Raw genomic sequence first — 21,815 nt, forward strand, 5'->3', positions numbered from 1 at the left:
ATTCCCTGCAGAAGGCTATATGCGCCGGCGGTGGATCCCCGGGACTTCGCCCGGGGATCCACCGCCGACCAGCGCGATGATGATCAATCCAGTGTGTAGAAGAGCATCACGCGCAGCGTGCCGCTTGCCGGCAGCGCGGCCGCACCGATGGTGAGGATCACGATTTCCTCCGCCGCCAAGGCCTCGCCGGCGACCGCGGCCGGGGTGAACAGGGTCGGCGTATCGACCGCGGTGAAGACCGCCGCGGCGCGATACTTGCCGGCGGTCCCGGCAATGCCGATCGCCAGGGTCGAGGAACCCAGCGATACCGTGCTGCCGAGAATGCCATAGAGCACGCGCGCACCCTTGGGCAGGCGCGCCACCTCGATGATATCGCTCGTCAGCTGGGCGGCCAGCACGACCTTCTCGTTGAACACGCGCACGCGGCCGTGAATGTCGCCGGCCATCGGCAAGTCTACGGGCAGCGAGTTGCGCAGGCGCCCCATCTGGGTGCCATATTGAGTAGCCATGGATTTTCTCCTATTTGATTTCAGTCTGCGACTTGGCGCGGGCAACAGGGTTGGTGTGGCGGCTGTTGCCCGCGCCAACAATCAAGCCAGCGTCGCGATCTCGACGACGCCTTCTTCTTCCATGCGCGTGGCGCCGACCGACATCGCGCAATAGACCTGCGTGGCGTAGGATTTGTCGGGCCGCTCGGTGACCTTCACCTTGGGCGTCTGCGCGATCGCCAGCAGCAAGGCCGACTGGCGCCAGGCGAGACAGGCGCGGTCGCCGCCGGAGGTAAGTCCCAGGCGCTGCGTGCGAATGAACTTGAAGCCGAGGAAGGTGTCGATCTGGCCGGCGGCCAGCGCCTTCACTGTGTTGTAGTCGCTCGACGTGACCTGCGTGTTGCTGAGGAGGACGGTGATGTCCTTGGCCGGGCACGCGATGAAGCGCGGCTCGTCCGGATCGTTTTCGGCCGCATCCAGGACCTCCTTGGCCTGCAGGAGCTTGGCGAGCGTCAGGCCGCTCGCCGCCACGGCGATCTTCTGATTCGCGGGCAGCGCGATGCTGGTCTGCCCGGTCTTGCCGCTGCGTGCGGTGCCGTTGGCATTGGCGATGATGACATCGTCCATGGCGCGGCCCAGCGCGTGGGCCGCGGCCTGGCTGTAGGCGCTGGTCGGATCGGTCAGCGTCTTCACCTGGTCCAGGCGGTCGATGAGGTCGGAATATTCGTAATCTTCCAGCATCACCTGGCGCCGCGCATGCGGCGTTTCGGTTAGCGGCGTATCGGCATGGCGCGACTGGCGCTTTACCGCGCTGCCGGCCCCGATCTGGTCGAAATAGGCGATCTCGCCCTCGACCACTTCCTGGCGCACCGCATCCTTGAGGCGGCTGCCCTTCTGCTGCACCAGCAGCATGATGTTGGCACTATAGAGGTTGTTGAACGCAACCTGGATCTGCGAGGACATGGGTCCACGTTTCCTTTCTCGTTAGATTGTCATGATGTGACTGCGTTGATCGGCGAGGTTGCCCGCGCGCGGACCTCGAGCCTCGGCGCAGGCGCGCGCCGTCAGCGGCCGTCTTTCCGAGCCGTCAGCCGGGCCGCGCCGAGACGCGGTTCTCCGGGCTTCGAAGTCGAAGTCATCCCCTCGACGTAAGCGGGTCGCTTCTGGTTAGCCGAATGACTTGCAGCTCATCGGTTCTCCAAAAGAAAACCCCGCCGGAGCGGGGTTATTCAGGTGAAAAAGACAGGAAATTAGGCGGCTTCGCGCCAGCCGTCTTTCGTATCTTCGAAACGTAGATCCTCATCTGCCTGTTGGTCCATATCCTCCAGACGTTCAATGAGAGTGATAATGGTCTCGTTGCCGTCATTTTTTGCCAGCCAAAGCGCGCGCACAAAACGGTCGGCCATTTTCAGCACACGCCCGGTCTTCTCCCAGCGTGCAACGGCCTGCACCTCCTTGCCAAGCAGGCGTGCAAGATTACTCTGCGACAGGCACATTTCTGTCCGCAAAAACCTGAGTTCCGGCCCCGTCAAAAACGGCTTGTTGTGCACCAAGTGGCTGGCAATGGCGCGGTGCAGTCCGTCGATATCACTGATGGCGACGGCATCCCCTTCCGGCGTCTTTCTCACCCTATATCCATTGCGCAGCCAGACCCTCTTCAGGCCCGACATTGTGTAATGGTACATAACCCGATCCCTTTCAAAACACTGTAACGACGAGCGTCTTCGTTACGAAGTCGATGGCTACTGCCACCGAAACGCGGTCCCCCGCGACAACGCGCTCCATCCGCACGCGCCATTCCCCTTTTAGATCCAGGGCAGGACCTTCGGTAATCACGCCCTTCAGGAGGCAGTCCAGCACCTGGCGAGCGTTGATCTTCCGCTTGAGCATTGCCCTTTGGGCGTGCGGGTGAAACTCGACGTTCGACGAGTGCGCTGCCTGCTGGCGGATAAACTGAAGGGCCCTTGGACGGGACACCTTAGAACTGGAGAACCTGCCCTGACATACCTATCAAAATAATAGGTCACTCGGGTTTGTCAATTCACAACCGCCTGTTCGGTTCCCGCATTTCCTCTTATTTTTCATAAACATGACAGCGGGTGCGATATCACGTTGGGAAAATAGCGATATCGCACCTCCCCTCACTGAACTGAAGAAGCCCCTGATATCACTCCGGCGCCACGAACGGCACCTGCAGCTCCCGGTCGATGGCAAAGATGATGCTGGTAAAACCGGGATTGTGCTTTTGACAGGCATTCATGGCTGTCACCTTGTATGTGTTCTTGCACGGCTCTTCTTCGCAGAACGAGTAACCGCCGCCCAGACCGTCGGGACGACTGCAAACGCGCCCCGCCCCATTGGGCCGATTTTCTCAAGGTACTCCTGATAGGGTGCCCATGTTATTGGTCCGAATTTGGTTGGCTCCTCGGCCGCCGCCGGTGCTGCACAGACCACCAGCAGGACCAGAACCACCATCCAAATCGACCGCATGAAGTCCTCCCGCTCAGATTGTCCGGTCGGCCTGCCACAACTGGGCCGGGAAGCAAGTTCCGCCCCCAGAGATAGGGGCTATCGGCCAATCACATTCGGGCAACCGAAGCAGGCACCCTTGGCTCTTACTCACCGCCCATACGCCACCGCGAACAGATCCTCCATGCGCTTCACGGTCGCTGCGTGGTCGGGGTGTGTCTTGTTGACGTAAGGGTGCTTGGGATCTCCCTTGGCCGCCTGCTGCAGCTTGGCGATTTCCGACATCGCTTCCGCCGGCGAGCGTGGGGCGCCGGTCTTGGCGTCGGCGCGGGCGGTGATGCTGTCTTCGGCCGTCGCACGGCCGACCTTGGCCAGCAGGTTCATCAAAGCGGTTTCGCCGATCCCGTCGGCGATCTCCTCGAAAGACTTCTCGTCGCCCAGGAAGGCGCCATAGGCGCGCCGGGCAGCGGTCATGTTGCGGTCATACTGGCGGCCCCACAGGGTCTTGAGGTCGGGATCTTCCTCGGCATCGGGCATCTCCCGCTCCGCCGCTTCGCCACCGAAACGCTCGATGAACGCATCGTGCAGCTTCTGCGCCTGGGTCTGCGACAGGCCAAGCTCGAACGCGGTCTCACGGAACCATTCGGCACTCGGGCCGTCGTGGCTGAGACCGGGCGGCGGCGTCAGCTGGTAGCCTGCGGCATCCTTCGGGCGGCCGAGCTTCTCCCAGACCGGCCCCCAGCTTTCCGCCCCCGCATCGGGCGCCGGCACGGCCAGCCGCTCGCCACCCACCAGCTTTTCGAGATTCCGGTAGCTCGCGAGCACGTCGCGCGCGGAACGCCAGCCCTTCTTCCGCACCAGGGCACCCAGATCCTCGTCCAGGCCGTCGCGCCAATCCGCCGGCAGATCGGCCGGATTCTTCACTTCATCTTTCATCGATCACCTCTTCCACGAGACCGGTAAAATCCATCGGCACGATGCCGCTCATTTCGGCGATATGCAGAAACACATCGCGTGCGCCTTCGTTGAAGGCGGTCTGGTGCGGATCCCCCGCCACGAAACTGCTCTGTCCGGCGCGGCAATAATGCGCAAGATCGGACAGGATCAGGCGGCCCAGCGCATTCTCCACCGAGAGCATCTCCCGGTAGGCAGCGGCGACACGCAGCGCGCGCGACCGCCCATGCAGCCGCAAGAGCCAGGCGATACCGGCTTTCATGCGACACCTTCGGGCAGGCCGCCGCCCGTCAGCATCGCGCCCAGATCGCCAAGGCCGGCCATCGCCCCACCCATCGCATCGCCTCCCGCCATCGCCTCGGACGGCGCTTCCTTCTCGGCCTTCTTACGCAGCTTCTTCACCGCCGCCGGCGTCCTCAGCAGGTTGTTGGGAACGCCGAAGGATTGCGCGAGCAGCCTTGCCGCCGCATCGGCATCGATATTGTCGTAGATCTCGGGCTTGATCGCCCCCAGCGGCGCCAGCGATTCCAGCGCGCGGACGATGGCCGCCCCTTCCCCGGCCCGCTGCGCGCGCGCCAGGGGCGAGACATATTCGATACGGATGCCGCCGCCCTTGAGCTGCCTGGGCGCTGGGGGCAGCAGATTGGCCCTGCGCATGATGCCGAACTGCCGGCGGATGAGCGGGTCCAGGAACTCCGCCTGGATGCGTCCCAGATGCGGCCCCATCAGGCGCAGCTTCTCCTCCTGCCTTGCCAGCACTTCGGTTGCCGTCTGGTTGGGCTGCTGCACCATCATGAGGAGCGCGAAATGGAATGCCTGCCGCACGGCTTCGCGCCGCTGTTCCTCCAGTTCCAGCCCCAGGCCAACATTGCCGTTGGTGTGCAGCGGTTCGTAGCGCCGCCGCCCGCTTTCATCGAGACCGCCATAGATGATGCCGCCGGGATGCGTGCGCAGGCCCCTGACCGCCACCTCGTCCACCGCCAGCAGTGGCGGATCGACCGCCTTCTGCGCCGCGACGATCGTTGTCTTCGACATGGCATTGAGCATCTTCACGTCCGGCAGGGCCAGCATCGCCGGACTGTCGCCGTAAAGTCCGCGCGACGCGGTCGACCAGCGCGGCACCTGATAGGGAAAATCGTGATAGCCGCCTTCCGACAGCAATTGCCGGTTCTCGACATCGACATAGAAGGAGGCAAAACCCATCCCCGCGGCATCGAAGCGGCCGCTCGCCACCTCGTCGCGCGGCATAACCGCGTGCAGGAAGGTGAAGCGCCGGTCCGGTTCCTTGTCGAGTGCCCGCAGCAGGCTGGCATGGCATTTCTCGCCCCAGCGTTTGTGCGCCTGGCGCGCCGTGAAGGTGAAGCGGCGGAAAACCGTGTCGACCTCGTCACGCTCGTTCTCGGCGATGAAGCATTCGGCCAGATGCCGGCAGGAATAATGGACCCGGCCCGTCGCCGCATCCTCTTCCGAATAGAAGATGCCGGTGCCGAAGGTGACGAGGTCTGCATAGAGTTCCATCACCCGCGCATAGAAGCGCTGGCCGTTGGCGGCAAAGGCCGCCTGCATGCGGCGCGTGACGTCGTCCAGCCATTCCTTGGTGTCCTGCGCCTCGTCGGCTTCGGCGAGATCCGAGCGCAGGGTGAACCAGTCGTTGGCGGCATTGGTGATCATGCCCCAGAGGCCCGCCGCCAGATTCTCCGCCGAAAGGCCGGCGGTGGCGTCAAACACTTTCTGCGTCCGCTTGTCGCCGGGAATGCGCTGGAAGGTGAAGTCGGCGCGCATCGGCTTCATCAGTTCGGCGATTTCCTGCCATAGCTGGTCGAGCGTCGCGCGTTCGCCGGCGAGACCTTCCTGCCGGCGAATGAGGTCCTGGGCGATATTGTCCATGCGGATTGGTCCTTGCTGCCGTTCAGCTTGTTTCTGTCTTCGGTTGTTTCTGTCTTCAGGCGCCGAGCAGATTTTTCTGCGAAGCCGGCGCCTGGCCCAAAGCCTCCCGCTCCGGCGTCAGGATGGTTGCACGCCGCCCATAGAGCGAGCGCAGGCGGCGCAATTCCTTTTCCGTCGCTTCATCGGCAACCGTGTCGGTCGCCGTCGGGGCGACGCTCGCGTTGCTGCCGGTGGTCGTCGTCTTCCGTTTGCGGGTCGGGGTCGCACACATGTCTTTCTCCGTAGATGACAAAGCCGATGAAGGTTTCCCCGCCTTTTCCATAGGCGGGATGAATGGATTCGACGGCGCCGCCCAGATGCCTGAGCCAGCGATGCGCCACGTGATGTTCGGCGGCCGAGCGGCATTCGCCCCGCCGCAAGCCGAGCTTCAGCAAGGCCGGCCACAACACGCGTTTGGCGAAGCGCGTCGTTTCGCGTGCCACCGACGGCCAGCGATCGGTCGCGAACATCCACAAGGACCAGAGGCCCGGCCACATTTCAGTGGCCCCCAGGACGGCGGCGGGCACGCCGTCGCGATCGGCGACGATGACACCCAGCGGATCGCCCGCCAGCAGATCCTCGGCCAGCAGTTCGGCATTCTCGTCGAAGCGCGTGGCGAAGATCTCGCGCCGGTCGGCCGCGCGCATATTCTCCGCCACCGCGATCAGGTCATCGCGGTTGAGCGCACGCGGCGGCATGGACGGCTCTTACCAGGTGAAGGGGCTGTAGATGCTCTCGGCCGCCGGTTCGTTCTGCCGGCGGACGGGCGTCTTCAGCCCCATGGCGAGATAGCGGAACGCATCGGCCGCATGGCTCGTCCAGTCATGGATCGGCCGCTGGCTGAAGGCCTGACGCTTATCGTCGAATTCCGGCCGGTAGAGGCGCAGGGCGTCCAGGCCGCGCGCGCATCTCCCGGCATCGATCCAGCAGCGCGGAATGAGGTTGCGCGCCGCTTCGATCCCGTCCTCGACCGCCTGCGCCGGCAGAACCCGCACCTTCAGGCCCAGCCCGCGCAATGTGTCGAGCCGCGTGCGGCCCGAACTCATCTCGCGCACCGACACGTCATGCGGCAGCAGATGGTCGGCATAGACATAGGGCCGTTCGGAAAGCTGCTTGGCATAATGGGCAAGAGCCGCACCGCTCGCTTCGTAATAGTCGACGATACGGATTTCCTGACCCAGGACCTGCGCGAACCAGATCGCCGTCGCATCGCCGATGCCCAGATCCCAGGCGGTCGTCACCGGCAGGCGCGGCTCCCATGGCACGCGGCCGATGCGCCCCTCCAGTTCCGCCTGCTCCAGCATCGAGGCGTAATAGGCGCCAGGCACGCCGGCCGCGAAGCTGCATTCGAATTCCTGCGCGAAGGCCTGTGCCGACATGGCGCGGCGCGCGGCACTCAATTCCTCGTCCATGAGGATGCCGGTCTCGCTCGCCGGGAAACGCTGCGCGAACCAGTCGGGCTCCAGCATCGCCTGTTCATAGAGCGTGCAGAAATGATTGCGCCCCATCGGCGTGCCGATGAACAGCGCCCAGCCCTGCCGGTCGCTCAGCATCGGCCGCACGATCTCGGGCCAGACGCGCGGATTCATCTGCGCGTATTCGTCGAGCACCACGCCGTCGAAATAGAGGCCGCGCAGCCGGTCGGCATTGTCGGCACCGTAAAGCCGGATGCGCGCCTTGTTCGGCAGATCGACCCACAATTCCGTTTCGCTGACGCTGACGCCGGGGATCGGTGCGGTGAAGCGCTTGAGATAGGCCCAGGCCACATCCTTGGCCTGTGTGAGCAGCGGCGCCACATAGCCGTAGCGCGCTTCCGCGCGGCCGTTGGCCGCCGCCTTGGCGATGAGTTCGTTGATGCAGAAGACTGTCTTGCCGAAACGCCGGTGCGCCACCAGCACGTTGAAGCGCCTGAGCTGCCGGTGCAGATCGGCCTGATGCTGCCGCGGCGCATAAAGATGCACGTCGACAGCCGCGGTTCTGCGTGGCTTTGCCGCTCGCGGTTTGACCTGGCGCGTCATGGCGATCCTGGATTCGGTTTTGCGGAAAATGCGAACGCCCCGGGAGCTGTCGCTCGCCGGGGCGCAATATCGCAGTCTATATTTGCATGATAGCAAAATATTCCTAATCTGTCAACTCCTATTTTCCGTCAGACCCATTTTCTCACTCTTCCCCCCAGGTCAGCCGAATCACTTGTTCGCCGCCTTCTCCGGCCTTGAGCTTGCCGCCGGGCCGGCCATAGCCCCATTGCAGCATCGCCGTCGCTGCCGAAATGCGCGTGGCGGGTGTTGCCGTCTCGTCGTCGATCACGTCGGCCAGGGCGGCGATCGCACGCTTGGCATGCTGCTGCGCCAGCGTTTCCACTTTGTCGATCGGCAGTGCCAGTCTTTTGGTCATCTCTCACCTCGCTTTGCTGGATCGGAAGGATTGCGCCAGTTGCTGCAGCCCCCGGCGCAGCAGCGACCGCTCGCGCCGGGCGGCGGCATCCTGCTGCAGCAGCCATCCGGGAAAGGCGCCGAACACGGCCAGGCGCTCGGTCAGGCCGGCCACCACCGCGCCTTCGCCGCGCAAGCGCAGCTGGGCCTTGCGGAACAGGATCTGCGCCGATGCCAGATCGTCATCGCCGCCCGCATCCGCGCCGGCCCGCCCGCCATCGCCGCCAAGTCCCGCATAGAGGCGGCTATAGCTCACCTCCGTCCGCCCGACGAGGCGCCGATAGAGCCCGGCATAGCGCCAGCCCGCGCGATGCTCGGCGGCATCGATGTGGCCATGGGCGAGCAGCAGGTCCAACGGATGCGACACGGCCGCCGCCTCGACACCCTTGGCAAGGGCGGCGCGCTTGCTCTGCAGTTCCGGCGTGCCTCTATCCTTCTCATTATCGTTGGCGGGACCGTTGGCGGGATCGTTCGCGGTCTGCCGCTTCGGCCGTCCGCGCTTCACATTGGCAAAGGCCCTCATCCGTCGATCTCCTCCACCTCGTCGAGACCCATGGCCCAGCGTTCGGCCCATTTCACCAGCCACAGTGCGCGTTCGCCGGTCATGTCGCTGTTCACCACCTCGAAATCGCCGGCCTCGGTGATGCCGATGCCCAGGAACTGCGACCAGCGCGTCTTCATGCAGGTGCCGACGGCCTGCTCCGGCCGCAAAGTCGGGCTTGGGGGAAAATCGACGATCTCGGCCGTGCGGGCCGCACCCTCCGGTTCAGTTATCATTGGCAGGCTCCTTTTCATGAAGTGCGAAGTCGGTGTTGCCGCTCTGCCACTCCTCGCTCTCCTTGCAGAGCGGGCAGATGCGCAGGAACGGGGTTTCGGCGGTGAAGGCGGTGCCGCAAGCCAGGCATGGCCGCTTCGCCGCGGCGGCTCTTTTACGCCTCTTGTTGCTCTTTTGTTCCATTCATTCCCTCCCTTGCGGGCCGGTGCCGGCCCCGACAGGCTTTGCGCGTTATGGGATTAGGCAATAATACGCATATTTTGGTTACGCCGTCAAGCTTTAAAAACGTATTCTTCGTACATATATTGCCGTGATGGTCGGCCGCGCTGGAGCAGATGAAGCTTCCGGATGAAAAGCGGACGATAAGGAGTTCCACGATGACGGAAATCTCGGAAGCCGCGAGGCGGTTGAAGGAATTGCGCGAACAGGCGGGCCTTACCATGCGCTCCGTCTCGGAAGCGCTCGGCTGGAGCCTGACGCGCTACCAGCATTACGAGGATCGCTACAAGCGCCGCTTCCTGCCCTTCGAGCTTGCCCGCGAACTCGACGCCCTCTTCAGCCAGCACGGCACCGAGCCCGGCGCCGTGCTGCAGCTTGCCGGGATCGAGCAGGGCCAGCAGGTGACGCATCGTCGCGAACCCGTGGCGCCTCGCCCCAGCGCGGTCGGGGGCGGCCAGAGTCAGCGCGATCTGCCGGTAATCGGCGCGGTCAAGGGCGGCAGCGAGGGTTTCTATTTCAACGAAGGCGAGGCCAAGGAATTCGTCGAGCGGCCGGCCAACCTCAAGGGCGCCTTCAATGCCTTCGCCCTCTATGTCGATGGCGATTCCATGGAGCCGCGTTATTTCGCCGGCGAACTCCTCTACGTGAATCCCAACCGCCCCATCACCAAGAATTGTTTCGTCGCGGTGGAACTGGCCGATGGCCAGGGGCTCATCAAGCAGTTCGTCCGCCGCAACGACGAGGAAGTCGTCCTGCACCAGTTCAACCCGGCCCGCGACATCGCGCTCAAGTCCGGCGACGTTAAGCGGATCTATCGCATCACCGGCGCCGGCGAGGCCGGCTGAAGCCCTGGAGGCACGGGCGCCGAGTCGTCCCTTTCACCGCAAGCTGAGGCGTTTCAGGCTTTTTGCTGCGCCGCACTAACTCAATTTGCGTTGACACGAAGCGTAAAACGGTCTATGACTGCCACTCGACCGACAGGGGGAGAAGGTAGAAATGAGCTTTTGCGCCGCCGATCTCAGCGTCCTCGCCTATGCCAACGGCTTTACCCACTGGCACTATCGGACGCCCGATCCGCTGGGGCAGATCCTTGGCCCTGCCGACGGCGCCAACGACAATGCCTATTTCGCGGCGGCCGGTGAAATGCTGCGCCCCGGCGACCAGATCACGATCAACCTCGTCAGTTCCGGCGCCATCGGGCTTGCCCAGCTGGTCGTCGCCGCTTTGCCGAGCCCCGCCCGGCCGCAGCTGAAACTGCTCGCCGCCAGCGAAAGCGCCGCCCAAGTCATGATCGCCGCCGCCTGAGCGGTCAGACCAGGTTACACGCCGAGGTCGACCACCACGCGGCCGCGCACCTTGCCTTCGAGGATCGCCTTGCCGAGCGCCGGCAGCTCCTCCAGCGTGGCGCGCTGGATCATGCCGTCGAGCTTTTCCATCGGCAAATCCTTGGTGATGCGCGCCCAGGCGACCTTGCGGCGCATCAGCGGCGCCATCACCGAATCGACACCCAGCAGACTGACGCCACGGATGATGAAGGGAATGACCGTCGTCTCCAGCTTGGTGCCGCCGGCAAGGCCGCAGGCGGCGACCGCGCCGCGATATTTCATCTGCGGCAGGATGGCGGCCAAGGTCGATCCGCCGACGCTGTCTATGGCACCGGCCCAGCGCTCGCTGTCCAAGGGCTTGCCCGACGGCGTGGCAATACTGGTGCGGTCGATGATTTCGGCCGCACCCAGGGATTTCAGATAATCGGCCTGCTCCGGCCGGCCGCTCGAGCAGACGACCCGGTAGCCGAGCCGCGCCAGGACCGCCGTCGCCACGGAACCGACGCCGCCCGCAGCCCCGGTCACCAGCACCTCGCCATGATCGGGCCGCAACCCATGTTCCTCCAGCGCCATCACGCACAGCATCGCGGTAAGGCCCGCCGTGCCCACCGCCATGGCGCGTTCGGTCGACAGGCCCTTGGGCAGCGGCACCAGCCATTCGCCCTTGACCCGCGCCTTCTCGGCGTAACCGCCCCAATGCACTTCGCCCACGCGCCAGCCGGTGAGGATTACCTGGTCGCCGGCCTTATAGTCGGCATGCTGGCTTTCCAGCACGGTCCCGGCGAAATCGACGCCGCCGACATGCGGATAGGTCTTCACCAGCCGGCCCAAGCCGTTGAGGACCAGCCCGTCCTTGTAGTTCAGCGTGCTGTTATGGACGCGCACAAGCACATCGCCCGCCGGCAAGCGCTCATCCGGCAGATCCTCGATCGCGGACGTGACCTTGCCGTCCTTCTCCTGCAACAGCAGCGCCTTGAACATTCACTGGCTCCCCTTTGTTTTTCCTCCTCCCCCCTTCAGGGGAGAGGGGTTTTCGTTTTACTTCACCCTCTCCAGGATACTCACATAATTCGCGACCGCCGTGCCACCCATGTTGAAGAGCCCGGCAAGCGTTGCACCCTGCACCTGGAAGTCGCCGGCACTGCCATCGAGCTGCATGGCACCCAGCACATGCATCGAAACGCCGGTGGCGCCGATCGGATGGCCCTTGGCCTTGAGGCCGCCGGACGCATTGACCGGCAGCCTGCCGCCCATCTCCGTCCAGCCATCGAGAATGGCGCGCGCCCCCTGCCCCGCCGGCGTCAGGCCCATCGCTTCATATTCGATGAGCTCGGCGATGGTGAAGCAATCATGCGTCTCGACCAAAGAGAGATCGGCCAAGGCAATGCCCGCCTCACCCAGCGCCTTCGCCCAGGCAAGCCTGCAGCCTTCGAAGGCGATGATGTCGCGTTTCGACATGGGCAGGTAATCGTTCACTTGAATCGCGGCGCGGAAGCCGATGGCGCGCGCCGCCATCTTGGCCGAATCCATCTCCGCCAGCACCAGTGCCGCGGCACCGTCCGAAACCGGACTGCAATCGGTTCGCTTCAGGGGCCCCGCCACCAGCGGATTCTTCTCCGAGACCGCGCGGCAGAAATCGCGACCCAGATCCTTGCGCATCTGCGCCAGCGGATTGGCGGCACCGTTCCTGTGATTCTTGGCGGCGATCGCCGCCAGCGCCTCATTCTGGTCGCCATGGCGCTGGTAATAAAGCTCGGCAATGCGCCCGAAGACACCGGCAAAACCGCCAGGGATTCCACCTTCTTCCGCGACATAGCTGGCCTTGAGCAGATTGGCGCCCACTTCCTTCGGCGGCACGCGCGACATCTGCTCGGCGCCGATGACCAGCACATGCCGGGCAGCCCCGGCCGCAATCGCCTGCAAGCCCTGATGCACGGCGGCACTGCCCGTGGCGCAGGCATTCTCGACCCGCGTCGCCGGCTTGAACCGAAGCGCCGGGTCAATGCCGAGCGCCAGCGAGGCCGGAAAATCCTGGCCCGAGAACCCGGCATTGAAATGGCCAAGATAGATCGCATCGACATCCTCTGGGCCGATGCCGGCATGGTCCAGCGCACCGGCGCCGGCCGCCACGATCATCTCCTCGAGCTCACGCGCATCCTCCTTGACGAAGGGCAGATGATGCCAGCCGATGATGGCGCCGTTTCGCATCTTCAATCCTGCGGTTGGATGGTTTCCTGGAATCGCACGGGGGCACCGTCGGGGCGGCCCAGCAATTCGCCGTCGCGCATCACCACGCCGCCGCGGATGATGGTGGCAACCGGCCAGCCCATGACTTCCATGCCATGATAAGGCGTCCAGCCGGCCTTGGTTGCCATCCATTCATTGGTAATGGTGCGCTTCGCCTTCAAATCCACCACCGAGAAATCGGCGTCGTAGCCCAAGGCAATGCGGCCCTTGTTGCGGATATTGTAAATCCGCGCCGGCCCCGCGCTGGTGAGGTCGATGAGCCGCTGCAACGTCAGCCGGCCCTCATGCATATGGTTGAGCATCACCGGCAGCAGGGTCTGCACGCCCGGCATGCCGGACGGGCTCTGCGGGTAGGGTCGCGCCTTTTCTTCCAGCGTATGCGGCGCATGGTCCGAACCGATGCAATCCACGAGTCCATTCCGCACCGCGCGCCAGATCCCGTCCTGATGAATCTTGTCCCTGACCGGCGGATTCATCTGCGCCAGCGTTCCCAACCGCTGATAGCATTCGGGCGCCGCCAAGGTGAGGTGATGGGTCAGCACCTCGACCGTCGCGATATCCTTATGGTCCTTGAAGATGTCCATCTCGTCGGCAGTGGAGACATGCAGCACATGCACCCGCCGCCCCGCGCGCCGCGCGATCTTCAGCAGCCGATTGGTCGAACGCACCGCCGTTTCCACATCGCGCCAGGTGGGATGCAGGCTGGGGTCGCCGCTATCCTTCACCAGCGCCAGCCGTTCCCGCAGGCGCATCTCATCCTCGGAATGGATGGCGACGCGGCGGCGGCCATGGCGCAGCACATTCTCCAGCGTCTCGTCATCGGCCACCAGCAGCGAGCCGGTCGATGACCCCATGAAAATCTTCACACCCGCACAGCCCGGCAGCAGTTCCAGCTCCCCGAGCTGGTCCGCATTCTCGTCCGAGGCGCCGATGAAGAAGGCATGGTCCACCCAGGCCCGCCCCTTGGCGCGGGTGAGCTTGTCGTTGAGGTCGGCCGCGTTGAGCGTATTGGGGGTCGTATTGGGCATCTCGAAGATGGCGGTGACGCCGCCCAAGGCGGCCCCCGCCGTGCCGCTCGCCAGATCTTCCTTGTGCGTCAGGCCCGGTTCGCGGAAATGCACCTGGGTATCGATGACGCCCGGCAGGATGGTGAGCCCGGAAGCGTCGATCTCCTCGGCCGCCCGTCCGGCAGGCAGCTTGCCCAGGCCTGCAATTCGCCGCTCGCGGACACCGATATCGAGCGTTTCCACGCCATTGGGTGTCGCAACGGCCCCATTCCTCAGAACGAGGTCAAACGGCTCCTCCATGGCGGCATCCCTTCTTCCGGCCCGATTGATACCCTTGATCTCTATCCCCTTGAGCGGAAAGGGCGCAAGGCCAGATCGCCCGCCCATCGCCCGATTGCGGCATTCTCACGCGCCGCCACCGCTAAACCGTGACGCCGCCTCGATTTTGCGATAGGATGACAACCTTCAGAACGCTTACGGGCGGGGAGATGGTCAGACCGTGATGATCGGCCTAAACGAGCTGCGGGTGCAGCTGGAAGAATTGCGCTCCGAACACCGCGATTTGGACGAGGCCATCCGCGCCATGGCCGAAGCCTCGCCCTTCAACCAGCTCCAGATCCAGCGCCTCAAGAAGCGCAAACTGGCCCTGAAGGACCAGATCATCAAGCTGGAGAGCAAACTCCTGCCGGATATCATCGCCTGAACTCAGTTGTCATGGCCCGCGAAGGCGGGCCATCCACGAGTTTGTCAGCCGCATTCAGAAATCGAAAGGCAACTCATGGATCCCCCGGCCAAGCCGGGGGATGACGATGGGTGAATGGCAACCCCATATCGTTGCACCCCTCGCCCTACGCCCCCTTCACCTCGACCTCGATCGTGAGGTGCGAGAGTTTGGCGACACCCGTCAACGCCGCGCGGTAAAAATCGACGCCGCGCTGCTGGTCGGTGGCGACCGAGACGATGCCGGCCAAATGGCCCGGCCCGACGCGCCAGACATGGAGGTCAGTGACTTCGTCGCCCAGGGCCTCGATCTCGGCGCGGATGGCTTCGGCGAGACCGACATTGGGCTGCACGTCGAGCAGCATCGCCCCGGCCGATTTCATCAGCGTATAGGCCCAGCGCAGGATGACGATGGCGCCGACCAACCCGATCGCCGGATCGAGCTCTACCCAGCCGAAGGCCCAGGCGCAGCCGATCGCCATCATGGCCAGCACCGATGTCGCCGCATCGGCCAGCATATGCACATAGGCCGATTTGAGGTTGAGGTCCCTATGATGGTCGCCATGCTCGTGGTGATCATCAGGCCCATGGCCATGGTGATCATGCCCATGATCTTCCTGCAGCAGGATGGCGGCGGCGATGTTGACGACAAGACCCAAGGCCGCCACACCCATCGCCTCGGCATATTGTATGGGTGCCGGGTTGAAGAAGCGGTCCACCGCTTCATAGCCGATGCCCAGCGCCACCATCGCCAGCACCACGGCGCTGGTATAGGCGCCAAGATCGCCGAACTTGCCGGTGCCGAAGCTGAAGCGCGCATTTTCCGCCTGCCGTTCGGCGAAAGTATAGGCCAGCAGCGAAATGCCCAGGGCCGCCAGATGCGTCGCCATGTGCCAGCCATCGGCCAGCAGGGCCATGGAGCCGAAAATCTGCCCAGCCGCGATCTCGCCCACCATCATGGCCAGTGAGAAGAACAGCACGATACGCACCCGGCTTGCGTTGCGGGCATGATTCCGGCCGCGGAAATCATGGGATTTATAGGTCGCGTTCGATTCTTCCGTCATGAAATGGAGGCTAGCATGCGGCGCGGATGTTACGATATTACAGGGACTTGCGACCGATCGGCCCATGGAAGCCATATGGACTTTCAGTGAAGACCGGCGCCGAATTCTGAACCGCTACAAAAGACCCATCCGACGGAGGATTCTCATGGACGTGCGCGCCGCCGTGGCAATTGAGGCCGGCAAACCCCTGGTCATCGAAACCGTGCAGCTGGAGGGTCCGAGATCGGGCGAGGTCCTGGTCGAAATCAAGGCGACGGGCCTCTGCCACACCGACTATTACACGCTCTCCGGCGCCGATCCGGAAGGCCTCTTCCCGGCGATCCTCGGCCATGAGGGTGCCGGCATCGTCGTCGATGTCGGCCCCAATGTGACGTCCCTGAAAAAGGGCGACCATGTCATTCCGCTCTACACGCCGGAATGCCGCCAGTGCGAATATTGCCTCAGCCAGAAAACCAATCTCTGTCAGGCGATCCGTAGCACCCAGGGCCAGGGCCTGATGCCCGACGGCACCAGCCGCTTCGCGATGGGCGGCAAGAAGCTCCATCATTACATGGGCACCTCGACCTTCGCCAATTTCACCGTCGTGCCTGAAATCGCGCTGGCCAAGATCCGCCCCGACGCGCCCTTCGACAAGGTCTGCTATATTGGCTGCGGCGTCACCACCGGCATCGGCGCCGTCATCAACACGGCCCGCGTCGAGCCCGGCGCCAATGTCGTGGTCTTCGGCCTTGGCGGCATCGGCCTCAACGTCATCCAGGGTGCCCGCATGGCCGGCGCCAACATGATCATCGGCGTCGATCTCAACCCTGGCAGGAAGGCCATTGCCGAGAAATTCGGCATGACCCATTTCGTCAATCCAAAGGAAGTCGCAGGCGACCTCGTTCCCTATCTGGTCGATCTCACCAAGGGCGGCGCCGATTACAGCTTCGAGTGCATAGGTAATACGAATGTGATGCGCCAGGCGCTGGAGTGCTGCCACAAGGGCTGGGGCGTTTCGGTCATCATCGGCGTTGCGGGCGCCGGGCAGGAAATCTCGACGCGTCCATTCCAGTTGGTGACGGGCCGCGTCTGGAAAGGCACCGCCTTCGGTGGCGCGCGCGGCCGCACCGATGTCCCCAAGATCGTCGACTGGTACATGGACGGCAAGATCAACATCGATGACCTCATCACCCACACGATGCCGCTTTCCGACATCAACAAGGGCTTCGACCTGATGAAGGCCGGCAGCTCGATCCGCGGCGTGGTGCTGTACTGATGACGAGCGTGACGGAAACCAGCCGCCATCGTTGCTTTGGCGGCTGGCAGATCTTCGGGAAGCATGACAGCGCCGAGATCGGCCTGCCGATGAAGTACTCGGTCTATCTGCCGCCCGCCGCTGCCAAGGGCCCGGTGCCCTGGCTCATCTACCTCGCCGGCCTCACCTGCAATGAAGAGACCTTCATGATCAAGGCGGGGGCGCAGCGCGTCGCCGCCGAACTGGGCCTTGCCTTGGTAGCGCCGGACACCTCGCCACGCGGCACGGATTTTCCCGGCCAGGCCGACAGCTGGGATTTCGGCATCGGTGCCGGCTTCTATGTGGATGCAACGCAGGACCCTTGGGCGAAGAACTGGCGCATGTACTCATACGTCGCCAAGGAACTGCCGGCGCTCGTCGCCGCCAATTATCCGGTGGATGCCAAGCGCCTCGGCCTCTTCGGCCATTCCATGGGCGGGCATGGCGCGCTGACCCTGGGCCTGAAGAATCCCGATTTGTTTAGATCTATCTCGGCCTTCGCCCCGATCTCCAATCCGGTCAACTGCCCCTGGGGCGAGAAGGCCTTCACCGGCTATCTGGGCGCCGACCGGAAGGCCTGGGCGGATCACGATGCCAGCGCGCTGATGGAAAAACACACCCATCCGCGGGCGATCCTGATCGACCAGGGCGAAGCGGACCAGTTCCTGGGCACGCAGCTGCATCCCCATGCACTGGAAGCCGCCGCCAGGGTCTCAGGCCAGAAGCTCACTTTGCGCCGCCATGAAGGCTACGACCACGGCTATTACTTCATCCAGAGCTTCATGGAAGACCATCTGCGGCACCATGCCGCTATTTTGAGATAGAGCCGTTACTTGCAGCCCTCTCCCCTCTGAAATGTGGGAGGTTCTAGAGCAGGGTGTTTGAACGAGCGCGACCGCAAAGCCCTCCCCCCTGAAGGTGGGAGGGTTGGGAGGGGGGCGCCAAGTGACGGGCCTTATCCCTCCATATTCTCCACCGCCTCCATCTCGGCGTCCGAATAGCCGAAATGATGGCCGATCTCGTGGATGACGAGGTGGCGGATGAGCTGTTCCAGCGTCGCATCCTCCTCCGCCCACCAATCCAGGATCGGACGGCGATAGAGGAAGACGATGTCGAGGCCGGTGGGATCGTCGGCGCCGCGTTCGGTCAGCGGCACGCCACGATAGAGGCCGGCCAGTTCGAAGGGATCGTCGATATCCATATCCGCCAATGTCTCCTCATCGGCGAACTCCTCGACGCGGAGCGCCACATTGGCGCAGCGGACCATGAATTCGGGGGGCAGGGCCGCGAGGATTCTGCGGCCCATCTCTTCGATCTCGCCGGCGCTGGGCGCCGGGCCGAAGGAGCGCAGCGGGTCGGCATCTGACTCTGGAGACATTTTTCGGCACCTCGGCTGGACGGGTCTGGATTAGACCCCAGCGCAGGCGCCGGGCGCAAGCTTACCCCAGCAGGTCGGAGCTGAGCGCCAGCCACAGCACGGCCAGCACGATCAGCGATTCGGCCGCAACGGTCAGCTTGAGGAAAATGCGGCCGGTGGTGCCAGGGTGCGTCATCGCAGCCTCCTTCAGGCGCCGGCGCCGGCCAGAGCCAGCAACAAGACGAAAAGCGAAAGAAGGGTAAGGCGGGCGCTGAGGGTTACGACGCTATCGAACATGCTGGTCCCCTGATGGCAAATGCCGTGTGCCGGTTGAATGAAAACGACTTGCCCCTAATCTGGCCGGCTTCGGCCCCTTGCGCAGTGATCGCGCTCACCAGGGATGCTTAAGGCCGGCACGCCCTTTCATCGCCCCGGGCGATGGCGGGCCGGTGCCGGAAATGTGGCGGAATCAGGGGTTTGTGGTGGAAAAGCGGAGACATCGCCCGTGGCGCGGCGGCGGCGGCGGGAACCGGCCTGTGACGCCGGTCACCGCTCCGGGCGAGGGGCGGATCAAACCAGGGCGTGGCGGACGATAAGGTCGATCACCGAGGCGATTCTGAGCCCGTCCTTGAGCCGTTCCTGGTCGAAATCGAGCAGCCGCTTCACCTCGACCTCCGGGCCCGGCATGCGGCCCTTCTCGATGTCGGCCAGCTGCTGCGTCAGCATCAGACGCAGTGCCATGTCGTGGGCATCGGCAATGCGGACAAGATCGTCGGCGCTGACGCGGCCAGCCATCCTCGCTGCCTCCCAGCGCGCTTCGGTTTCCAGCGCCATGCTCCCCAGGCTCAGGGCAAGAACACGGGCGCCGGAGACGATGGGCAGCAACCCCCCGCGCTTCAGGTTGAGCCGGCCACCCCTGGTCTTCATGCCGCCAAAGAGGCCCAGCTGCGGCTCGATCTGCCCGATCGAGGCGGCAAGGCGTTTCAGGAACAGCGGCTGGCGGCCGATCTCGGCAGCGATCGCACGCAGCTCCGCGGCCAGCTTCATCTCGCCATGCGCCGGGCGGAAATCGAAGAAGATGTCGGCATTGAGCAAGGCGATATCGTCGTCGCTGGCCACCCACAGGCCGATGCGCTTGCGCCAGCCGTCGAGATTGTGGCGGCATTCGCGGTTGCTGGCCATGACGTCGCCGCGGCAGAAGGGAATGCCGATCTGGTCGAGAATCGCCGAACAATGCAGGCCGAATTTCTCGAACCAGGGATAATCGTCCTCATATCCGTCATGCACCAGCGCATGGTCCTGGTCGGCGGCGAGCAAAGTTTCGCCGCGCCCAGCCGATCCCAGCACCAGAAAGCACCAATGCGCCGGTGCAGCACCCTCGCGCGCCAGCATCAGGCTTTCGGCCAGCACCGCCACGCGCGCATAGACATCGCGGATGACCGCCGCGAGTGCGCCTGCGATCTGGCGCGGCGGCACGCCTTCGGCCAGCAGCGACTTCGCCAGGCGCGGCAAGGCGGCGACCACTTCCTTGAGGCTTTGGGCATCCGGCGCCTCCTCGGCATCGGCTGCCAGCAGCAGGGCATCCTCGGCGCGCAGCCGCAGGAGAGCGCTCATGCTGACGATGCCGATCGCGGCGCCGCTGGCGCGATCGGCAACGATGAGGTGCCTGGTATGGTGGCGCCGCAGATCCGTCAGCGCCTCGAAGATGAAGGCATCGGGCGGCAGGGTCGCCACGTCCTGCTGCATGACGCCGCCCACCGGCTGCGCCAGGTTCTGTGGATCGGCGGCTTGATGGGCGATGTCGCGGTCGGTGACGAGTCCGATGGCGCGGCCCTTTCCATCCAGCACGGCAAGGGCGCCGATCCGCTTTTGCGCCATCAGCGTCGCGGCGGCGGTGAGAGGGGCCCCCGCTTCGATGGTAACGACCGGTGCCTGCATGACCTCGGCCAGGCGGTTGCGATAGGCGAAGGCATCGATCCGCTGCAGGATATCCCGGTTCATGCCCGCCGCCTCCCGCCGCTACCAGCGCCAGCGCCGCGGATGCTGCAGGAAGGCGGCGCGTTCGAAGGCCAGCGCCTCGCCCAATGTATGGATGCCATGTGCCTTGAGCAGCGGCAGCAGGGCCAGGAACAGCCGGCCCGTCGCTTCCGCATCGCCGCGCGCCGTATGCCGTCCGACGACGTCGATGCCGAACTCGGCGCAGCACGGGGTCAGGTCCTTATGCCGATGCCCGGGGTGAAGCGCTGCATAGAGCAGCGCCGTGTCCAGCGCCACGGGCGGCTGCAGCTTCGTCCCCAGCCGGCGCACTTCCCGGCCCAGCATGGCAAGATCGAAATAGATCTGATGGCCGACGATGAGGCCGAGCTCCAGATGCCGGTGCAGGTCCGGCCAATGCGCGGCAAAACCGCCCTGGCCGGCGACCATATCATCGAAAATGCCGTGAAAGGCGCTGGAAACGGGCGGGATCGGCCGTTGCGGGTCGATGAGGATGTCGAAGAGCGGTTCGGCGGCCAGTTCCGTTCCGGCCAGCAGGTAACCCGCCGCCGAGACGATGCGGTCGCTGCGGACATTGAGCCCGGTCGTTTCGGTATCCAGAACCAGGGCGCTGAGCATGTCCAAGGGTGTCTGCAGTCCCGGGGCGCGGCCGCAGCGGACAGTGCCGTTCGGGCGCCGCAGCACCCGCCAGAACCGGCCGGCCAATGTCAGCCGCGTCGTGCGGATGCCGATTTCGCGCTCCAAGGCCAAAATCAAATCCCCTTCCGAAGAATTGCCGCCAATCGCCAGCGGTGGGAGCAGCTTACGGCAGGGACTGGGCCGCCGCCACGCCCAACCGCGCGGCAAGCCGATGCCGTGGCGCAAAATCAATCTTTGCGGCATTGCCCTCGCTTACCGCAAGGCCCAGCTAGGCTTCCGGCGCCTGCGGCAGGCGGCGGCGCAGATCCTCGATGACGGCTGTCAGGCGCTCGATCTCACGCGCGCGCAGCAGGTCGATCTTCTGATGGAGCAGCTCGATCTCCAGCTCCGCCTTCAGATTGACCTCGTAATCGTAGCGCTGGGTCAGGCGATCGATCGCCGCCTGCCGGTTCTGGCTCATCAGGATGACCGGCGCGGTATAGGCCGCCTGGAAGGACAGCATCAGGTTGAGGAGGATGAAGGGATAGGGATCCCAGGCCCTCTGCCAGGCAAGGATGTTGAAGACCAGCCAGGCCACCAGCAGCGCCGATTGAATGATGATGAAGCGCCAGGATCCGACGATGGCGGCGATCCGGTCCGCCGTCCGCTCGCCAAGGGTTACCGGCCCGGTATCGCTGGGGGCGCGATCGGCGCGCGCCTTGCGGAGGTCGCGCAGCAGCACCTGATCTTCCTGGGACAGCGCCGTGATCTCATCGAGCAGCGCCTCGTAAGTGCGCACCTCTTCGGCCGCCTGCTCCTTCGCCCGTCCGGTCATGGTCTCCAACCTCGCGAAATGTCACGGCGGCATTATCGCCGGAAGCGACAAAGGAAGGCAGGGAATAAATGACGATAAGCGAGATACGGCGAAAGCCCCCTCTCCCTAACC

26 protein-coding genes are annotated in these 21,815 nt (G+C 64.3%); 5 read left to right on the forward strand and 21 right to left on the reverse strand.

Features of this window, described 5'->3' with window-relative positions; genetic code table 11:
* Nucleotides 1-83 precede the first annotated feature (83 nt).
* The 13 genes from ACE3TY_RS19540 to ACE3TY_RS19600 form a co-directional block, all read right to left on the reverse strand.
* Nucleotides 84-509, reverse strand: a complete 426-nt coding sequence (locus ACE3TY_RS19540) for a hypothetical protein (RefSeq protein WP_374656120.1) — start codon at nucleotides 507-509, stop codon at nucleotides 84-86.
* Nucleotides 510-590: 81 nt separating this feature from the next.
* Entirely contained in the window at nucleotides 591-1,451 is an 861-nt protein-coding gene (locus ACE3TY_RS19545) for a phage capsid protein (protein WP_374656122.1), read from the reverse strand.
* 287 nt (nucleotides 1,452-1,738) lie between these two features.
* Nucleotides 1,739-2,173, reverse strand: a complete 435-nt coding sequence (locus tag ACE3TY_RS19550; protein ID WP_374656124.1) for a helix-turn-helix domain-containing protein — start codon at nucleotides 2,171-2,173, stop codon at nucleotides 1,739-1,741.
* Between the two features lie 13 nt (nucleotides 2,174-2,186).
* The gene (locus tag ACE3TY_RS19555) at nucleotides 2,187-2,465 is read right to left on the reverse strand and encodes a DUF4258 domain-containing protein (RefSeq protein ID WP_374656126.1); all 279 of its coding nucleotides are present in this window, start codon (nucleotides 2,463-2,465) and stop codon (nucleotides 2,187-2,189) included.
* Between the two features lie 642 nt (nucleotides 2,466-3,107).
* Nucleotides 3,108-3,893 carry a hypothetical protein gene (locus ACE3TY_RS19560; RefSeq protein ID WP_374656128.1) on the reverse strand — a complete coding sequence of 262 codons (786 nt, stop codon included), beginning with the start codon at nucleotides 3,891-3,893 and terminating at the stop codon, nucleotides 3,108-3,110.
* Nucleotides 3,883-4,173: a hypothetical protein gene (locus tag ACE3TY_RS19565; protein ID WP_374656130.1), complete on the reverse strand. Its 291-nt coding sequence runs from the start codon at nucleotides 4,171-4,173 to the stop codon at nucleotides 3,883-3,885. Before ACE3TY_RS19565 ends, ACE3TY_RS19560 begins: the two co-directional genes overlap by 11 nt.
* Nucleotides 4,170-5,798 (reverse strand): portal protein, encoded by a 1,629-nt coding sequence (locus tag ACE3TY_RS19570; protein ID WP_374656132.1) that lies wholly within the window; start codon nucleotides 5,796-5,798, stop codon nucleotides 4,170-4,172. Before ACE3TY_RS19570 ends, ACE3TY_RS19565 begins: the two co-directional genes overlap by 4 nt.
* 179 nt (nucleotides 5,799-5,977) lie before the next feature.
* Entirely contained in the window at nucleotides 5,978-6,535 is a 558-nt protein-coding gene (locus tag ACE3TY_RS19575) for a hypothetical protein (RefSeq protein WP_374656134.1), read from the reverse strand.
* A 9-nt stretch (nucleotides 6,536-6,544) separates the two neighbouring features.
* Nucleotides 6,545-7,855, reverse strand: coding sequence for a hypothetical protein (locus tag ACE3TY_RS19580; protein WP_374656136.1), 1,311 nt, complete (start codon nucleotides 7,853-7,855; stop codon nucleotides 6,545-6,547).
* A 142-nt stretch (nucleotides 7,856-7,997) separates the two neighbouring features.
* Nucleotides 7,998-8,231, reverse strand: a complete 234-nt coding sequence (locus ACE3TY_RS19585; RefSeq protein ID WP_374656138.1) for a hypothetical protein — start codon at nucleotides 8,229-8,231, stop codon at nucleotides 7,998-8,000.
* 3 nt (nucleotides 8,232-8,234) lie between these two features.
* Nucleotides 8,235-8,792 (reverse strand): hypothetical protein, encoded by a 558-nt coding sequence (locus tag ACE3TY_RS19590; protein ID WP_374656140.1) that lies wholly within the window; start codon nucleotides 8,790-8,792, stop codon nucleotides 8,235-8,237.
* Entirely contained in the window at nucleotides 8,789-9,046 is a 258-nt protein-coding gene (locus ACE3TY_RS19595; protein WP_374656142.1) for a hypothetical protein, read from the reverse strand. Before ACE3TY_RS19595 ends, ACE3TY_RS19590 begins: the two co-directional genes overlap by 4 nt.
* Nucleotides 9,036-9,227, reverse strand: a complete 192-nt coding sequence (locus tag ACE3TY_RS19600; RefSeq protein WP_374656144.1) for a hypothetical protein — start codon at nucleotides 9,225-9,227, stop codon at nucleotides 9,036-9,038. The genes ACE3TY_RS19595 and ACE3TY_RS19600 overlap by 11 nt, the downstream gene beginning before the upstream one ends.
* A 194-nt stretch (nucleotides 9,228-9,421) precedes the next feature.
* On the opposite strand from ACE3TY_RS19600, the gene ACE3TY_RS19605 reads away from it, so the two are divergent.
* Together ACE3TY_RS19605 and ACE3TY_RS19610 are read left to right on the forward strand one after the other, a co-directional pair.
* Nucleotides 9,422-10,108 carry an XRE family transcriptional regulator gene (locus ACE3TY_RS19605; RefSeq protein ID WP_374656146.1) on the forward strand — a complete coding sequence of 229 codons (687 nt, stop codon included), beginning with the start codon at nucleotides 9,422-9,424 and terminating at the stop codon, nucleotides 10,106-10,108.
* A gap of 151 nt (nucleotides 10,109-10,259) precedes the next feature.
* Complete coding sequence (locus ACE3TY_RS19610; RefSeq protein WP_374656148.1) at nucleotides 10,260-10,568, forward strand: hypothetical protein; 309 nt, start codon at nucleotides 10,260-10,262, stop codon at nucleotides 10,566-10,568.
* Nucleotides 10,569-10,582: 14 nt separating this feature from the next.
* Here the strand turns inward: ACE3TY_RS19610 and ACE3TY_RS19615 are convergent, their stop codons facing one another.
* The 3 genes from ACE3TY_RS19615 to ACE3TY_RS19625 are packed head-to-tail and all read right to left on the reverse strand — an operon-like array spanning nucleotide 10,583 to nucleotide 14,142.
* Nucleotides 10,583-11,569, reverse strand: a complete 987-nt coding sequence (locus tag ACE3TY_RS19615) for an MDR family oxidoreductase (RefSeq protein ID WP_374656150.1) — start codon at nucleotides 11,567-11,569, stop codon at nucleotides 10,583-10,585.
* A 57-nt stretch (nucleotides 11,570-11,626) separates the two neighbouring features.
* Complete coding sequence (locus ACE3TY_RS19620; protein WP_374656152.1) at nucleotides 11,627-12,796, reverse strand: acetyl-CoA acetyltransferase; 1,170 nt, start codon at nucleotides 12,794-12,796, stop codon at nucleotides 11,627-11,629.
* 2 nt (nucleotides 12,797-12,798) lie between these two features.
* A complete protein-coding gene (locus ACE3TY_RS19625) occupies nucleotides 12,799-14,142 on the reverse strand; it encodes a dihydroorotase (protein ID WP_374656154.1) in 1,344 nt (447 codons plus the stop codon).
* A 202-nt stretch (nucleotides 14,143-14,344) separates the two neighbouring features.
* Here ACE3TY_RS19625 and ACE3TY_RS19630 point away from each other — a divergent pair, with 202 nt between their 5' ends.
* Nucleotides 14,345-14,545, forward strand: coding sequence for a YdcH family protein (locus ACE3TY_RS19630; RefSeq protein ID WP_374656184.1), 201 nt, complete (start codon nucleotides 14,345-14,347; stop codon nucleotides 14,543-14,545).
* A 145-nt stretch (nucleotides 14,546-14,690) separates the two neighbouring features.
* On the opposite strand, the gene dmeF is transcribed toward ACE3TY_RS19630, so the two are convergent.
* On the reverse strand, nucleotides 14,691-15,626 hold the full coding sequence (dmeF, locus tag ACE3TY_RS19635; protein ID WP_374656156.1) for a CDF family Co(II)/Ni(II) efflux transporter DmeF: 936 nt from the start codon (nucleotides 15,624-15,626) through the stop codon (nucleotides 14,691-14,693).
* Between the two features lie 145 nt (nucleotides 15,627-15,771).
* Here dmeF and ACE3TY_RS19640 point away from each other — a divergent pair, with 145 nt between their 5' ends.
* Both ACE3TY_RS19640 and fghA read left to right on the forward strand, forming a co-directional pair.
* A complete protein-coding gene (locus ACE3TY_RS19640; protein ID WP_374656158.1) occupies nucleotides 15,772-16,881 on the forward strand; it encodes an S-(hydroxymethyl)glutathione dehydrogenase/class III alcohol dehydrogenase in 1,110 nt (369 codons plus the stop codon).
* A complete protein-coding gene (gene fghA, locus ACE3TY_RS19645; RefSeq protein WP_374656160.1) occupies nucleotides 16,881-17,723 on the forward strand; it encodes an S-formylglutathione hydrolase in 843 nt (280 codons plus the stop codon). Before ACE3TY_RS19640 ends, fghA begins: the two co-directional genes overlap by 1 nt.
* A 131-nt stretch (nucleotides 17,724-17,854) precedes the next feature.
* Here fghA and ACE3TY_RS19650 read toward each other — a convergent pair whose 3' ends face one another.
* The 4 genes from ACE3TY_RS19650 to ACE3TY_RS19665 all read right to left on the reverse strand — a co-directional run bounded on the left by ACE3TY_RS19650 (nucleotide 17,855) and on the right by ACE3TY_RS19665 (nucleotide 21,704).
* Nucleotides 17,855-18,277 carry a metallopeptidase family protein gene (locus tag ACE3TY_RS19650; protein WP_374656162.1) on the reverse strand — a complete coding sequence of 141 codons (423 nt, stop codon included), beginning with the start codon at nucleotides 18,275-18,277 and terminating at the stop codon, nucleotides 17,855-17,857.
* 549 nt (nucleotides 18,278-18,826) lie between these two features.
* Nucleotides 18,827-20,257 carry a DUF294 nucleotidyltransferase-like domain-containing protein gene (locus ACE3TY_RS19655; protein WP_374656164.1) on the reverse strand — a complete coding sequence of 477 codons (1,431 nt, stop codon included), beginning with the start codon at nucleotides 20,255-20,257 and terminating at the stop codon, nucleotides 18,827-18,829.
* Between the two features lie 18 nt (nucleotides 20,258-20,275).
* Nucleotides 20,276-21,007 (reverse strand): PolC-type DNA polymerase III, encoded by a 732-nt coding sequence (locus tag ACE3TY_RS19660; protein WP_374656166.1) that lies wholly within the window; start codon nucleotides 21,005-21,007, stop codon nucleotides 20,276-20,278.
* Nucleotides 21,008-21,158: 151 nt separating this feature from the next.
* Nucleotides 21,159-21,704: a DUF1003 domain-containing protein gene (locus tag ACE3TY_RS19665; RefSeq protein WP_374656168.1), complete on the reverse strand. Its 546-nt coding sequence runs from the start codon at nucleotides 21,702-21,704 to the stop codon at nucleotides 21,159-21,161.
* Nucleotides 21,705-21,815 lie beyond the last annotated feature (111 nt).

Origin of the sequence: Dongia sp. (assembly GCF_041918875.1) — a bacterium.
GTDB lineage: Bacteria > Pseudomonadota > Alphaproteobacteria > Dongiales > Dongiaceae > Dongia.

Bases quoted from the DNA above. Each gene is read 5' to 3' on its own strand.
- ACE3TY_RS19580 (WP_374656136.1), bottom strand. From the start codon at position 7,855: ATGACGCGCCAGGTCAAACCGCGAGCGGCAAAGCCACGCAGAACCGCG.
- ACE3TY_RS19630 (WP_374656184.1), top strand. From the start codon at position 14,345: ATGATCGGCCTAAACGAGCTGCGGGTGCAGCTGGAAGAATTGCGCTCC.
- ACE3TY_RS19550 (WP_374656124.1), bottom strand. From the start codon at position 2,173: ATGTACCATTACACAATGTCGGGCCTGAAGAGGGTCTGGCTGCGCAAT.
- ACE3TY_RS19625 (WP_374656154.1), bottom strand. From the start codon at position 14,142: ATGGAGGAGCCGTTTGACCTCGTTCTGAGGAATGGGGCCGTTGCGACA.
- ACE3TY_RS19575 (WP_374656134.1), bottom strand. From the start codon at position 6,535: ATGCCGCCGCGTGCGCTCAACCGCGATGACCTGATCGCGGTGGCGGAG.
- ACE3TY_RS19605 (WP_374656146.1), top strand. From the start codon at position 9,422: ATGACGGAAATCTCGGAAGCCGCGAGGCGGTTGAAGGAATTGCGCGAA.
- dmeF (WP_374656156.1), bottom strand. From the start codon at position 15,626: ATGACGGAAGAATCGAACGCGACCTATAAATCCCATGATTTCCGCGGC.
- ACE3TY_RS19665 (WP_374656168.1), bottom strand. From the start codon at position 21,704: ATGACCGGACGGGCGAAGGAGCAGGCGGCCGAAGAGGTGCGCACTTAC.
- ACE3TY_RS19585 (WP_374656138.1), bottom strand. From the start codon at position 8,231: ATGACCAAAAGACTGGCACTGCCGATCGACAAAGTGGAAACGCTGGCG.
- ACE3TY_RS19615 (WP_374656150.1), bottom strand. From the start codon at position 11,569: ATGTTCAAGGCGCTGCTGTTGCAGGAGAAGGACGGCAAGGTCACGTCC.
- ACE3TY_RS19590 (WP_374656140.1), bottom strand. From the start codon at position 8,792: ATGAGGGCCTTTGCCAATGTGAAGCGCGGACGGCCGAAGCGGCAGACC.
- fghA (WP_374656160.1), top strand. From the start codon at position 16,881: ATGACGAGCGTGACGGAAACCAGCCGCCATCGTTGCTTTGGCGGCTGG.
- ACE3TY_RS19650 (WP_374656162.1), bottom strand. From the start codon at position 18,277: ATGTCTCCAGAGTCAGATGCCGACCCGCTGCGCTCCTTCGGCCCGGCG.
- ACE3TY_RS19545 (WP_374656122.1), bottom strand. From the start codon at position 1,451: ATGTCCTCGCAGATCCAGGTTGCGTTCAACAACCTCTATAGTGCCAAC.
- ACE3TY_RS19565 (WP_374656130.1), bottom strand. From the start codon at position 4,173: ATGAAAGCCGGTATCGCCTGGCTCTTGCGGCTGCATGGGCGGTCGCGC.
- ACE3TY_RS19640 (WP_374656158.1), top strand. From the start codon at position 15,772: ATGGACGTGCGCGCCGCCGTGGCAATTGAGGCCGGCAAACCCCTGGTC.
- ACE3TY_RS19655 (WP_374656164.1), bottom strand. From the start codon at position 20,257: ATGAACCGGGATATCCTGCAGCGGATCGATGCCTTCGCCTATCGCAAC.
- ACE3TY_RS19560 (WP_374656128.1), bottom strand. From the start codon at position 3,893: ATGAAAGATGAAGTGAAGAATCCGGCCGATCTGCCGGCGGATTGGCGC.
- ACE3TY_RS19595 (WP_374656142.1), bottom strand. From the start codon at position 9,046: ATGATAACTGAACCGGAGGGTGCGGCCCGCACGGCCGAGATCGTCGAT.
- ACE3TY_RS19540 (WP_374656120.1), bottom strand. From the start codon at position 509: ATGGCTACTCAATATGGCACCCAGATGGGGCGCCTGCGCAACTCGCTG.
- ACE3TY_RS19620 (WP_374656152.1), bottom strand. From the start codon at position 12,796: ATGCGAAACGGCGCCATCATCGGCTGGCATCATCTGCCCTTCGTCAAG.
- ACE3TY_RS19600 (WP_374656144.1), bottom strand. From the start codon at position 9,227: ATGGAACAAAAGAGCAACAAGAGGCGTAAAAGAGCCGCCGCGGCGAAG.
- ACE3TY_RS19610 (WP_374656148.1), top strand. From the start codon at position 10,260: ATGAGCTTTTGCGCCGCCGATCTCAGCGTCCTCGCCTATGCCAACGGC.
- ACE3TY_RS19570 (WP_374656132.1), bottom strand. From the start codon at position 5,798: ATGGACAATATCGCCCAGGACCTCATTCGCCGGCAGGAAGGTCTCGCC.